General features: G+C 71.9%; 12 protein-coding genes and 1 pseudogene. 9 read left to right on the forward strand and 4 right to left on the reverse strand.

Going from position 1 to position 12,266, the window contains the following annotated elements:
* The first annotated feature begins 74 nt into the window (after positions 1-74).
* From HDC93_RS17980 to HDC93_RS17995, 4 genes are all read left to right on the forward strand, one after another.
* The gene (locus tag HDC93_RS17980) at positions 75-1,010 is read left to right on the forward strand and encodes a M56 family metallopeptidase (RefSeq protein ID WP_185011920.1); all 936 of its coding nucleotides are present in this window, start codon (positions 75-77) and stop codon (positions 1,008-1,010) included.
* A 147-nt stretch (positions 1,011-1,157) separates the two neighbouring features.
* Positions 1,158-1,826, forward strand: coding sequence for a phosphatase PAP2 family protein (locus HDC93_RS17985; protein ID WP_185011921.1), 669 nt, complete (start codon positions 1,158-1,160; stop codon positions 1,824-1,826).
* A gap of 60 nt (positions 1,827-1,886) precedes the next feature.
* A complete protein-coding gene (locus HDC93_RS17990; protein WP_185011922.1) occupies positions 1,887-2,576 on the forward strand; it encodes an HAD family hydrolase in 690 nt (229 codons plus the stop codon).
* Positions 2,577-2,776: 200 nt separating this feature from the next.
* Positions 2,777-3,463 carry a TetR/AcrR family transcriptional regulator gene (locus tag HDC93_RS17995; RefSeq protein ID WP_185011923.1) on the forward strand — a complete coding sequence of 229 codons (687 nt, stop codon included), beginning with the start codon at positions 2,777-2,779 and terminating at the stop codon, positions 3,461-3,463.
* Here HDC93_RS17995 and HDC93_RS18000 read toward each other — a convergent pair.
* Positions 3,451-4,953 carry an LVIVD repeat-containing protein gene (locus HDC93_RS18000; RefSeq protein ID WP_185011924.1) on the reverse strand — a complete coding sequence of 501 codons (1,503 nt, stop codon included), beginning with the start codon at positions 4,951-4,953 and terminating at the stop codon, positions 3,451-3,453. The two genes, HDC93_RS17995 and HDC93_RS18000, sit on opposite strands and share 13 nt — an antisense overlap.
* Positions 4,954-5,143: 190 nt before the next feature.
* Between HDC93_RS18000 and HDC93_RS18005 the strand changes: the two genes are divergently transcribed.
* A complete protein-coding gene (locus HDC93_RS18005) occupies positions 5,144-5,797 on the forward strand; it encodes a DUF305 domain-containing protein (protein ID WP_185011925.1) in 654 nt (217 codons plus the stop codon).
* A 30-nt stretch (positions 5,798-5,827) separates the two neighbouring features.
* On the opposite strand, the gene HDC93_RS18010 is transcribed toward HDC93_RS18005, so the two are convergent.
* A complete protein-coding gene (locus HDC93_RS18010) occupies positions 5,828-6,286 on the reverse strand; it encodes a DUF6214 family protein (protein ID WP_185011926.1) in 459 nt (152 codons plus the stop codon).
* 208 nt (positions 6,287-6,494) lie between these two features.
* Here HDC93_RS18010 and HDC93_RS18015 point away from each other — a divergent pair, with 208 nt between their 5' ends.
* Positions 6,495-7,838, forward strand: a complete 1,344-nt coding sequence (locus HDC93_RS18015; protein ID WP_185011927.1) for an FAD-dependent oxidoreductase — start codon at positions 6,495-6,497, stop codon at positions 7,836-7,838.
* A 6-nt stretch (positions 7,839-7,844) separates the two neighbouring features.
* Here the strand turns inward: HDC93_RS18015 and HDC93_RS18020 are convergent, their stop codons facing one another.
* Entirely contained in the window at positions 7,845-8,195 is a 351-nt protein-coding gene (locus tag HDC93_RS18020; protein WP_189590190.1) for a helix-turn-helix transcriptional regulator, read from the reverse strand.
* A gap of 119 nt (positions 8,196-8,314) precedes the next feature.
* On the opposite strand from HDC93_RS18020, the gene HDC93_RS18025 reads away from it, so the two are divergent.
* On the forward strand, positions 8,315-9,394 hold the full coding sequence (locus HDC93_RS18025; protein ID WP_185011929.1) for an NADH:flavin oxidoreductase/NADH oxidase: 1,080 nt from the start codon (positions 8,315-8,317) through the stop codon (positions 9,392-9,394).
* Positions 9,395-9,428: 34 nt separating this feature from the next.
* Here the strand turns inward: HDC93_RS18025 and HDC93_RS18030 are convergent, their stop codons facing one another.
* Entirely contained in the window at positions 9,429-10,724 is a 1,296-nt protein-coding gene (locus tag HDC93_RS18030; RefSeq protein WP_185012003.1) for a PHB depolymerase family esterase, read from the reverse strand.
* Positions 10,725-11,115: 391 nt separating this feature from the next.
* On the opposite strand from HDC93_RS18030, the gene HDC93_RS18035 reads away from it, so the two are divergent.
* Together HDC93_RS18035 and HDC93_RS38465 are read left to right on the forward strand one after the other, a co-directional pair.
* Positions 11,116-11,904 carry a pectate lyase gene (locus HDC93_RS18035; protein WP_185011930.1) on the forward strand — a complete coding sequence of 263 codons (789 nt, stop codon included), beginning with the start codon at positions 11,116-11,118 and terminating at the stop codon, positions 11,902-11,904.
* Positions 11,905-12,023: 119 nt separating this feature from the next.
* Positions 12,024-12,218, forward strand: a pseudogene (locus HDC93_RS38465) (DNA alkylation response protein); the annotation flags it as partial.
* Between the last annotated feature and the right edge of the window lie 48 nt (positions 12,219-12,266).

Below are 12,266 nucleotides of genomic sequence, written 5' to 3' on the forward strand. Positions count from 1 at the left end.
CGGATCCGTTGCCTGCGTCACTTTGGCGCCACAAGGCGTACCCCTGGGTGGGGCCGCGCTCATAGGCTGCCCCCATGATGCTCACCGCCGCGCTGCTGCTGCTCGGCGCCGTGACCGCCGTGGTCGCGCCCCGGCTGCTCGCCCGGGCGGACTGGCCGGACCGTGAGCCGGTGGTGGCGCTGTGGGTGTGGCAGTGCGTGGTGGCGGCCGTCCTCGTGTGCTGCGCCCTGTCCATGACGCTCAGTGCGGCGGCGGCCTGGCACGCGGTCGGCGGGCACCTCTTCGCGACGGCCCCGCGCGCGGTCATGGAGGCCTACGCCCTCGGTACGGCGGGGCCCTGGGCCGCGACCACGGCGGTCGCGCTGGCCGGCGCCGGGCTGTGGAGCGCGGCGATGCTGGTCCACGAGATCGGCGGGGCCCGCGCCCGGCGCCGCCGCCGGCGTGCCGATCTGCTGGTCCGGGCCCCGCTGCTGCCGGGCGAGGTGGCCGTCTCCGGCCGGCTCGTCGTCCTGGAGAGCGAGCAGCCCGACGCCTGGTGGCAGCCCGGCACTCCCCCTCAACTGGTCGTCACCACCGCCGCGTTGCTCCGGCTGAAGGGCAGGCAGCTGGACGCGGTGCTCGCCCATGAGCAGGGCCACGCCCGGGCCCGGCACGACTGGCTGCTGAACTGCTCCTCGGCTCTCGCCGGCGGCTTTCCGCAGGTACCGGTGTTCGCCGCGTTCCGCGACGAGATGCACCGCCTGGTCGAACTCGCCGCCGACGACACGGCATCGCGCCGCTTCGGCCGCCTCACGACGGCCCTGGCGCTGGTCGAACTGAACGAGCACCGCGGCGTGTTCGGGCCCTGCCCGACTCCGCAGGCCCATGTCCCGGCCCGGGTGCACCGGTTGCTCACTCCCCCGGACCGGCTGACCGCGGCCCGGCGGATGCGGCTGACGGCGGCGGCCGCGCTGGTGCCCGTGGTGCCGGTGCTGGTGGCGTTCGTGCCGGGGCTGCGGGCGCTGGGATAGCCGAGGCGCCCGAGCGTCTCGAGATTCCCGGCGCGGGGCGCTCGGTCACCCTCCGGTGGGTCCGGCACGGCCGAAGCGTGCCGTCCCGGTGGCGGAAGATCTTCCCCGTACTGGATCCGGACCCCCCGGTTCGGCGAGGATCGCTGTATGCACACCTCGTCCGTCGATTCCCCGCCCCGTCCGGAGCACCGCGCCACCGCCGGTCTCGCCGGTGCCCTGGCCCTGTGCTCGGCGCTGTTGCTGACCCTCGTCGTGGCGAGATGGAGCCCGTTGATCAGCGCGGACGGGGAGATCTCCGACACCACCCACCGCTGGGCGGTCGACTCGCCGGCCCTCACCCAGGCGTGCCGCATCCTCACGGACTGGGTGTGGGACCCGTGGACGATGCGTCTGCTGTGCGCGGCCGTCGTCGTGTGGCTGGTGGTGCGGTGGGCGGCGCGCTGGACGGCGCTGTGGCTGGCGCTGGCCGTCGCGCTGGGCACGCTGTTGCAGCAGGGCATCAAGGCCGCGGTGGACCGCCCGCGCCCGGTCTGGCCCGATCCCGTCGACTCGGCCCACTACTCGGCGTTCCCGTCGGGCCACGCCATGACCGCCACGGTGGTGTGCGGCCTGCTGCTGTGGCTCCTGCACCGGCACGGCGTCGGCCGGGCCGTGTGGCGTACGGCCGTGGCCGTGGCCGTCGTCTCCGTGGTCGGGGTCGGGCTGACCCGGATCTGGCTCGGTGTCCACTGGCCGTCGGACGTGGTGGGCGGCTGGCTGCTGGGCACCATGGTCGTGGCCCTGGCGGTGTGGGTGCACCGGCGCCGGCAGCCCTGAACCCGTCACCGCCTCACCGGTCTTCGTTCGCGGCGCACCGCGGCCTCGTAGGATCGCCCCATGACCGCCGTGCTCTTCGACTTCTCCGGGACGCTCTTCCGTGTCGAGTCCACCGACTCCTGGCTGCGGGGCGCCCTGGCCGCGACCGATGTCCGGCTCACCGAGGCCGAGTTGACCGCCGCGGTCCTGGCTCTGGAGGCGGTGGGGGCGCTGCCCGGCGGCGGTGATCCCGCGCGGGTGCCGGAGGAACTCGCGGACGCCTGGCCGATCCGGGACCGCAGCGCCGCCCTGCACCGGGCGGCCTACACCGGTCTCGCCCGGCAGGTGCCGCTGCCCGACCCGGCACTGCACGACGCGCTGTACGACCGCCACATGACCCCGGCCGCGTGGGCCCCGTACCCGGACGCCGTCGAGGTGCTGCGCGCGTTGCGGGAACGGGGCGTTCCCGTCGGGGTGGTCAGCAACATCGGCTGGGACCTGCGGCCGGTCTTCCGCGCGCACGGCCTGGACCCGTACATCGATGCGTACGTCCTGTCGTTCGAGCACGGCGTGCAGAAGCCCGACCCGCGGCTGTTCGGCATCGCCTGCGAGGCGCTCGGCGCCGACCCGCGCACCACCCTCATGGTCGGCGACGACCGCCGGGCGGACGGTGGTGCCACCGCTCTGGGATGCGGGGTGCACTTCGTGGACCATCTGCCGGCGGCCGACCGGCCGGACGGGCTGCGGCCGGTCCTGGATCTGGTGAGCTGAGACGGACGCGCCGTCCACATGGACGGTGAGCCGCTCCGGAAAGTAGCCCAAGGACACTACCGGGGCCGAGTGCTCGCCCGCCTCGGACGATCCCCCGCGTCGCCCGAGGCAGACGGCATCACCGGCCCAGACCTGACAGGTCGTGGCCGGACCCCTCCGAGTATAGTTGGCTGGCAGCCAGTCAACACAGGAGTTGCAGCATGTCTCCGCGTAGCGCCTCGGTGAACCAAGAGTTGCGGCGGCGTTCCCGGGAGCGGCTCCTGCAGGCGGCGGTCGAGCTGGTGAGTGAGCGCGGTTACGACGCGACCACGCTCGGCGACATCGCGGACCGGGCGGGATCGGCCCGGGGCCTGGTGTCCTACTACTTTCCCGGCAAGCGCCAGCTGGTGCAGTCCGCGGTGCACCGGTTGATGCACCGCACGCTGGAAGAGGCGCTGGAGCGCGAGCCGCGCACGGAGGACGGCCGGGAGCGGATGGCCCGGGCCATCGACGCGATCCTGGGTCTGGCCCGGGACCGGCCCGTGCTGATGCGCCAGCACATGGCGGGGATCCTGCAGGCCGAGGGCTTCATGCAGTGCCCGGAGCAACGCCGGCTGGCCGAGCTGCTGCGGGACACCATGGCCCGGCACGGGTCGCCGGACGTCGACAGCGACTACCCGATGATGCGCGCCCTGCTGATGGGCTCGGTGTACGCGGCCGTGGTGCCGGGGGCGCCGATGCCGGTGCCGGTGCTGCGCGCCGAGTTGTTCAAGCGCTACCGGCTCGGCTGGGAACTGGGTCTCCCGCCGGAGACCGGAGCCTGCGGCGGGAGGGGCGACAAGGATCTGTCGCGGTTCTTCGCGACCGGGGCCGCACCGGAGTGCGACCCGCGGGGTCAGTCGAAGTAGTCCGGCTGGGTCTGGACGTTGAGCTCACGCTGGTGGACCCGGCGGGCCGGGTCCGTGCGCCGGTCGTCGATCTTCAGCACGTCGAAGCCCCGGGCGTACTCGTTCGAGTAGATGTAGCCGTTGTAGTAGTACGCGGACCACGAGCCGCCCGACTTGATGGTGTCGGTGGTCAGCGGGCCGCGGTCGAAGTAGGCGATCTCCTTCGGCTTGGCCGAGTCGGTGAAGTCCCAGACGGAGACGCCGCCCTGGTACCAGGCCTGGACCATGATGTCCTTGCCCTTGACCGGGATCAGCGAGCCGTTGTGGGCGACGCAGTTCTCGGTGTCCGCCTGGTGGCGGGGGATCTTGAAGTAGCTGCGGAAGACGAGTTTGCGCTTGTCGCCCTTGCCGACGATGTCGTAGATGCCGTCGGCACCGCGGTCCGGGCCGATCTCCGCGTTGCAGGTGGCAGCGCCGCCGCCGCCCAGCTCGTCGGTGTAGACGACCTTGTTCGCCTTCTGGTTGAAGGTCGCCGAGTGCCAGAACGCGAAGTTCACGTTGTCCTGCACGCGGTCGATGACCTTCGGGCGTTCCGGGTCCTTGATGGAGAACAGGATCCCGTCGCCCATGCAGGCGCCCGCGGCCAGGTCCTTCGACGGCAGCACGGTGATGTCATGGCAGCCGGTGGTCTTGGACACGCCCGGGTTGGTGGGTCCGCCCGGGTTGCCGCCGCCGTCCGGCCCCTCACCGGGGAACAGCACGGGGAAGCCCACGACCGCGGCCTTCTCGGGGGCCTTGCGCGGCACCTTGATCACGGAGATGCCGTCGTGCGGCGGCTGGCAGTCGGGGTAGGCGGCGTTCGGCGAGTACGAGGAGACGTACACGTAGACGTTGCGGCGCTCGGGCACCAGCGTGTGGGTGTGCGAGCCGCAGGCGGTCTCGACGGCGGCGACGTACCTCGGGTTGCGCTTGTCGCTGATGTCGAAGACCTTCATGCCCTCCCACGAGGACTTCTCGGTCGCCGGCTGGGTGGTGCTGGAGCAACTGCTGTCGCTGCGCGAGGAGTCGGTGGACAGGAACAGCAGGTCGCCGGAGACGGAGATGTCGTTCTGCGAGCCGGGGCACAGCACCTGGGCGACGGTCTTCGGCGCCTTGGGGTTGCTGATGTCGAAGATGCGGAAGCCGTCGTAGTTGCCCGCGAACGCGTACCTGCCCTGGAAGGCGAGGTCCGAGTTCGTGCCCTGGAGCACGTCCTTGGGGACGTGGGCCAGGTGCTGGATGTTGTCGGAGTGGACGATCTCGTCCTGGCCGGGTATGTCGCCGTTCCGGATGGCCTCCCGGACCTCTGCCTGGTCGCTCTTGGAGACCTTCGTCGGCGCGGGCGGCGCGTCCCCCGGGTCGGGGGTGGCCCCTGCCGGTGCCGCCGTGAGGAGCGCGGCCAGCAGCCCGGCGGCGGCAGCGGCAACTCCCCAGCGTCTGCGGCGTGTTCTGCGGTCGTTCAACAGGATCACTGTTTTCCTCCCTGGTTCCGTTCGCTGCGGAACGGTTCACGCACCACGCAGTATCGTCTTCGCCATGCACATACCAATAGAGGGCAACAGAATCGCAATGAAGTTTTCCGATCAATGACCCGCGGAAACGTGCGTGTACGTCGTCCGCAACCCCAGGTGCGTCCCACCCCGCTTGCCACAGGAGGTCGTTGTGCTCTTCCGCCGTGCGTCCCGGGCGTCCGCCGTCACGACGGGGCTGGTCGCCCTGGTGGTACTCGCGGCCGGGGGCTGTGACTCCGGGCCGGACCGGGGGCCGGCCGCCGCGGACGGGCCCGCCGTGATCGCGCCGGGAGAACCCGGCGAGGCCAACCGCACCCTGTCCGCGAAGGAGGCAGCCGACCGGCGCTCGGAGAACGACTCCCCCAACTCGGCCGACGTCTCCTACGTCCGGATGATGATCGAGCACCACGCGCAGGCCCTGGTGATGACCGAACTCACCCCGCAGCGCGCCGAGTCGAAGGATGTGAAGCGGATCGCCGAGCGCATCGCGGCCGGCCAGAAGCCGGAGATCGGGGCCATGAAGGGCTGGCTGAAGTCGTACGGCAAGCCGCTGATGACCGGGCGGCACGAGCACGCCGCGATGCCCGGCATGGCGACGCAGGCCCAGCTGAGGAAGCTCCGCGCGGCCGATGGAAAGGCCTTCGACCGCCTCTTCCTGACCCTCATGACGACCCATCACCAGGGTGCGATCACCATGGCCACGGACGTGAAGGGGCAGGGCAACAACATCCGCGTCGAGGAGATGGCCGACGAGGTGATCGCGCAGCAGACGAGCGAGATCACACGGATGCGGAACATGCTCTGATCGCGCTCGGGGGCGGCCTCTCGTCCCGGTTCAGCGCCGGGCGCGGCGCGGCGACAGCAGGCCCGCGTCCCGGGCCTGGCCGATCAGTCTGAGCGACGTACGACGGCTGTGCCCGGTCGCGCCCATCACGGCGAGGACCGGGTCGGCGCCGTCCCGCTGGGCCGCGCGGTACTCCCGCGCCACCAGCAGCCTCCCCTCCGCCCCGCGCGGCCAGGCGGGCCGGGCCCGGCGCCCCTCGCTCCCGCTGCCGTCGGACCCGGGCCCGGTACCGCACGCCTCGGCGACCGACTCCTCGATCCAGTCGGCGAGCACCGCCAGGTCGTCGAGGGACAGCGCGGGCTGAGCGCGCACCTCCTCGACGCAGACGCATCCGCCGCCCACGACGGCCAGCGCGTCGACTCGCGCGCCGTCCGCGAAGGCCAGCCGGAACTCGAACCAGCGCGTGGCGCCCTCGTTCTCCCGCACTTCCCAGGCGGGGCGCACGGCCACCGCACCGTCCGCCGGAGAGCGATCAGAAAGATTCAGAAAGGATGCTTCCAGCACACACCGAACGTAACCGCATGATCACATTCCCTACAGATCGGACACGCGCCGCGGGCGGAGCACTGCACCCTGTCAGCGGAGCCCGTCCGGTGCGATGCTGGAGACGTATCGCTCTCCCGAGATCCGCCGGATCCCCCGGGTAAGGAGTTCCCCCGTGCTGCGAGTCGCCGTCGTAGGTTCCGGGCCGAGCGGGTGCTACACCGCCCAGAGCCTCGTCCGGCTGGACTCCGAGGTGCGCGTCGACGTCCTGGACCGGCTGCCGTGCCCCTACGGCCTCGTCCGCTACGGCGTGGCACCCGACCACGAGAAGATCAAGTCCCTGCAGAACAACCTGCGCGCGGTCCTGGAGCACGAGCGGGTCCGGTTCCTCGGCGGGGTGCAGGTCGGCCCCGGCGGCGTGACCGTCGGCCGGCTGCGGGAGCTGTACCACGCGGTGGTGTACTGCGTGGGCGCCGCCACCGACCGCCATCTGGGCGTCCCTGGGGAGGACCTGCCGGGGAGCTGGTCGGCGACGCAGTTCGTGTCCTGGTACAGCGCCCACCCGGACGCCGTGGACGCCGGTTTCCTGCGGGACGCCCGGTCGGCGGTGGTCATCGGGGTGGGGAACGTCGCCGTGGACGTCACGCGGATGCTGGCCCGGGGGCTGGCCGAGCTGACCCCCACGGACATGCCGCAGGCGGCCCTGACCACCCTGGCGGACAGCCGGGTCACCGAGATCCACATGGTGGGCCGGCGCGGCCCGTCCCAGGCCCGGTTCACCACCAAGGAGCTGCGCGAGCTGGGCACCCTGCCGGAGACGGACGTCGTCGTGGACCCGGCGGAGCTGGCTCTGGACCCGGGATACACGGACCCGTCCGCGCTGCCCGCCCCGCAGCGCCGCAACGTCGAGGTCCTGCGCGGTTGGGCCGGGACTCCCCCGAAGGGCGCACCGCGCCGCATCCGTCTCCGGTTCTTCCTCCGCCCGGCCGAACTGCTCGCCGAGCGGGACCATGTGGGCGCGGTGCGGTTCGAGCGGACGGCCCCGGACGGCCAGGGCGGCGTGACGGGCACCGGCCGCCATGAGGTCGTCGAAGGGCAGCTGGTTCTGCGCTCGGTGGGCTACCGCGGAGTTCCCCTGGAAGGCCTCCCCTTCGACCCGGCCACCGGCACCGTCCCGAACCTGTCCGGGCGAGTCCTGCGCGAGGGTGCCGTCGCCCCGGGCGAGTACGTGGCGGGCTGGATCAAGCGCGGCCCCACGGGCGTCATCGGCACGAACCGCCCCTGCGCGAAGGAGACGGCGACCTCGCTCCTGGAGGACGCGCCGCTCCTCGCTCTGCGGGCCGCGCCCGGCGACCCCCTCCCGGCGCTGCGCGCGGCGGGAGCCGACCCGGTGGAGTGGCCGGGCTGGCAGTCGATCGAGCGGGCGGAGGCGGAACTGGGAGCCTCACTGGGGCGGGGCGTGGTGAAACTCCCGGACTGGCCGTCCCTGTTGAAGGCCGCGGCCGGCAAGGCCCCCTGAGGACGCTCAGCCACCGAGCCGGGCGGCCTGCCGGGCGGCGGCGTCGAGCAGGGCGTCCAGCAACCCCGGGAACAGCTCGTCCAGGTCGTCCCGCCGCAACCCGTTCATCTTGGCCGTTCCCCGGTACACCTGCCGGATCACCCCGCTCTCCCGCAGCACCCGGAAGTGGTGCGTGGTGGTCGACTTGGTGACGGGCAGATCGAAGTGCGAGCAGGACAACTCACCCGGCGCGCCGGCGAGCTCTCGCACGATCCGCAGCCGCATCGGATCCGAGAGCGCATGCAGAACGTCCTCCAGCCTGATCTCGCCGGACGCGGGATGCGGCAGGTCACGACTGCTGACGGCGGGGGACGACACGGCGGGCTCCACTTCCTCGGGGGACTCCATAGTACGAGAACCATCGTAGTTTGACATCCACCGTACTACGATGCCTATCGTACGAGTCGACATCGGCCCCGTGACGAATGGAGTCCGCCGTGACCGCGCTCTTCGAGCCCTACACCCTGCGCGAGCTGACGATCCCCAACCGCGTGTGGATGCCCCCGATGTGCCAGTACTCGGCGGCGCCGGAGGGCCCGGAGACCGGGGTCCCCACCGACTGGCACTTCGCGCACTACGCCGCCCGCGCCACCGGCGGGACGGGCCTGATCATCGTCGAGGCGACCGCGGTGTCGGCGCAGGGCCGCATCTCCCCCTACGACCTGGGCATCTGGAACGACGCGCAGGTCGAGGCGTTCCGCCGCATCACCCGCTTCCTCACCGCGCAGGGCACGGTGCCGGCGATCCAGCTGGCCCACGCCGGACGCAAGGCGTCGACGGACCGCCCCTGGAGGGGCGGCGCCCCGGTCGGCCCGGACGCCCACGGGTGGGACTCGGTCGCCCCGAGCCCGCTCGCCTTCGACGACGGGCACCCCGCCCCGGCCGAGCTGACCGTCGACCAGATCAAGGACATCGTCGGGCAGTTCACGGCCGCGGCCCGTCGCGCGCTCGCCGCCGGTTTCGAGATCGCCGAGATCCACGGCGCCCACGGCTACCTGATCAACGAGTTCCTCTCCCCGCACTCCAACCATCGCACCGACGCCTACGGCGGCTCGTACGAGAACCGCACCCGCTTCGCCCTCGAAGTCGTCGACGCCGTACGGGAGGTGTGGCCGGACGACAAGCCGCTGTTCTTCCGCGTCTCGGCGACCGAATGGCTCGAGGAGGGCGGCTGGACCGCGGACGACACGGTCCGCTTCGCGGCCGATCTGCGGGACCACGGCATCGACCTGCTGGACGTCTCCACCGGCGGCAACGCCTCCGGCGTCCGCATCCCCACCGGCCCCGGATACCAGGTGCCCTTCGCCGCCCGGGTGAAGAACGAGACGCCCCTGCCGGTCGCCGCGGTCGGGCTCATCACGGACGTCGAGCAGGCCGAGAAGATCCTGGCCAACGGCGAGGCGGACGCGGTCCTGCTGGGCCGCGAGCTGCTGCGCAACCCCTCCTGGGCGCGGCACGCGGCGCGGGAGCTCGGCGGCGAGGTGCGGGTGCCGGACCAGTACCACCGGTCGGTCTGAACCGACCGTCCGGCCCGGCGCCCGCCCGGGCACCTCAACCGGCCGCGCACGCCGTTCCGTTGAGCGTGAACGCGGCCGGGGCGGCGCTGTTGCCGCCGTGACTCGCCTGATAGCCGATGCTGACGCTCGCGCCCGGCGCGATGGTGCCGTTGTACGCGACGTTGGTGGCGGTGACCGGCCCGGACGACGGCGCGTACGTGGCACCCCAGCCGCCCGTGACCGTCTGCCCCGCGGGCAGCGTGAAGCCGAGCTTCCAGCCGTCGACGGCCGTCGTGCCGGTGTTGGTGAGGGTCACGGAGGCGGTCAGACCGGTGCTCCAGGCGTTCACCGAGGCCGTCACCCTGCAGGCGCCGGGCTGCGGCTGGGGAGCCGGGCCGGAACTGTCCAGGCCGAAGAAGGTGAGCACGCGGGACGCCATGCCCTGGGCGTACAGGTTGTGGCCGACGCCCTGGAGGCTGACGGCCTCCACGAGAGCCCGGTCACCCGTGCCGCCGTAGCGGGTACGGGTCCAGCCGGACTGGGGCGTGTCGGTGGTGGTGGGGGTCTGGCTCACGCCCTGCACATCGGTCCACTGCTTGATCTGCTCCCCGAAGTTGGGGTAGCGCAGGACATCGTCCTGGGTGCCGTGCCAGATCTGCATCCGGGGCCGGGCGCCGGTGTGGCCGGGGTACGCACCCCGGGCCAGGTCGCCCCACTCCTTCGGGGTGCGGGTCACCGAGCCGCCCGAGCAGGCGCTGTTCCACTCGGAGCCGTCGGTGGTGGCGAAGCAGCCGAACGGGACGCCGGAGAAGGCGGCGCCCGCCGCGAACACGTCCGGGTAGTCCCCGAGCAGGACGTTCGTCATCATCGCGCCGGAGGAGATGCCGGTGGCGAAGATCCGGCCGGTGTCGGCGTTGTAGGTCCGGGTGGTCCAGTCGATCATCGACTTGATGCCGACCGGGTCGCTTCCGCCGCCGCGGCGCAGGGCCTGGGGCGAGGAGACGTCGAAGCACTTGCTGCTGCGGGTGACGGACGGGTAGAGCACGATGAATCCGTAGCGGTCGGCGAGCGTGTCGTACTCCGTGCCGTTGTACATGTCCGGGCCCGAGCCGGTGCACCAGTGCACGGCCACCACGACGGCCGGCTTCGGCGTGACGCTCTCCGGTACGTACAGGTACATACGCAGGTTACTGGGGTTCGTGCCGAAGTTCGTGACCTCGGTGAGGGCGGCGGCGGGAACGGCACCCGCGCGGGCGCCATCGCGTGCGGGTACGCCCGCGGCGGCCGCGGGTGCGCTGAGCGCGGTCGCCGCGAGTAACGGCAGCAGTGCGGCGACGAGCGCGAGGAGCATCGGCCGCAGGCGTCTCGGTGCCGTGAGGAGGGGGGTGGCAGTCACGTCCGGGTTCCTTCCGTCGTGAGGTGCGGTTCAGGAAGCATCCGCTCGGCATGGTGACATGGACATGGCCCCCATGGAAGCGCTCCCACACCGGCACCGCCCTGACCAGGAGCGGCCGAATGTGTTCTGCGCGAGCCGTTGACTAGAAAGCGCTTGCCCCCTACGTTCCGTTCAGCAGAGTGACCCGCCGGTGTGAATCCACCCCTACAGGAGACTCACTTCCGACGGAATACTGAACTGCGTTCAGCCACATGAGCAGCTCAATGAAGGCACTCCCCCGACGGGACGCTCGGGCTCCCCGAGGAGCCCGACGCGCCTCCACCCCCACGACAGAAGGAATCGGGACATGACTTCTGCGGCACGCCCGCGCGCCCGCAGGCGCGCACTGACCGGCGCACTGGCCACTCTCGGCCTCTCGCTTGGCATGATCATGACTACCAATGCGTCCCCCGCGAGCGCCGCGACCTGGCCGACCCCCAACGGCAGCCAGGGCACCTCCTCCACCATCTCCGTGTCCGGCACCAAGGACTACGGGATGAAGCGGTACTACGGCACCGGAGACCTGGCCGGTGACGGCCAGGAGGAGGGCCAGGACCCGATCTTCAAACTCGCGGACGGCGCGGTGCTGAAGAACGTCATCCTCGGCGCCCCCGCGGCCGACGGCATCCACTGCGAGGGCAGCTGCACGCTGCAGAACGTCTGGTGGGAGGACGTCGGCGAGGACGCCGCCACCTTCCGCGGCGGCAACGGCGCGATCTACCAGGTGATCGGCGGCGGAGCGAAGAGGGCCGCGGACAAGGTCTTCCAGCACAACGGCGGCGGCACGCTGACCATCTCCAACTTCGCGGTGCAGGAGTTCAAGACGCTGTACCGCTCGTGCGGCGACTGCTCCACGCAGTACACCCGCAAGGTCAACCTCAACACCGTCGACGTGACCGGCACCGGCTCCACCGCGCGGCTCGTCGGCATCAACGTCAACCGCAACGACGTGGCGACACTGCGGAACATCACGATCCGCAACGACTCCGGCCGCAAGGTCGTGCCCTGCCAGAAGTACAACAACAACACGGCCGTCGGCTCCGGACCCGACAGCAAGAACTGCCTCTACGCCACCTCGGACGTCACCTACCGGTAGTCCCGGGCAGGTCATCATCCTCCCCCCACGGTGAAGGCGGCCGTGCGGAGCGTCTCTGCGGGCGCTGCGCACGGCCGTCCGCGTCAGGTACCGCGCACCCGCGCGCACGGGGCTGTCCGTCTCCCACGACGGCACGGCGCCTCGTGGAGCAGATGGCGCCGGCCCTCCGGGCCTCCCTCCTCGTCCGGCACGCCCCGCCGGCGGTCGCCGAGGCGTTCTGCGCGACGCGACTCGGGGGCGACTGGGGGCACGCGTTCGGGACGCTGCCGGAGTCGGCGGGCCTGGACGCGATCGTGGAGCGGGCGTTGCCGGGCGGTGCGGGCTGGGGCGCGGGGAGGGCTGACGCCGGGCGGCTTCGCGGG

Origin of the sequence: Streptomyces sp. AK010 (assembly GCF_014207295.1) — a bacterium.
Lineage (GTDB): Bacteria > Actinomycetota > Actinomycetes > Streptomycetales > Streptomycetaceae > Streptomyces > Streptomyces massasporeus.

Bases quoted from the DNA above. Each gene is read 5' to 3' on its own strand.
- HDC93_RS17980 (WP_185011920.1), top strand. From the start codon at position 75: ATGATGCTCACCGCCGCGCTGCTGCTGCTCGGCGCCGTGACCGCCGTG.
- HDC93_RS17985 (WP_185011921.1), top strand. From the start codon at position 1,158: ATGCACACCTCGTCCGTCGATTCCCCGCCCCGTCCGGAGCACCGCGCC.
- HDC93_RS17990 (WP_185011922.1), top strand. From the start codon at position 1,887: ATGACCGCCGTGCTCTTCGACTTCTCCGGGACGCTCTTCCGTGTCGAG.
- HDC93_RS17995 (WP_185011923.1), top strand. From the start codon at position 2,777: ATGTCTCCGCGTAGCGCCTCGGTGAACCAAGAGTTGCGGCGGCGTTCC.
- HDC93_RS18030 (WP_185012003.1), bottom strand. From the start codon at position 10,724: ATGCTCCTCGCGCTCGTCGCCGCACTGCTGCCGTTACTCGCGGCGACC.
- HDC93_RS18035 (WP_185011930.1), top strand. From the start codon at position 11,116: ATGACTTCTGCGGCACGCCCGCGCGCCCGCAGGCGCGCACTGACCGGC.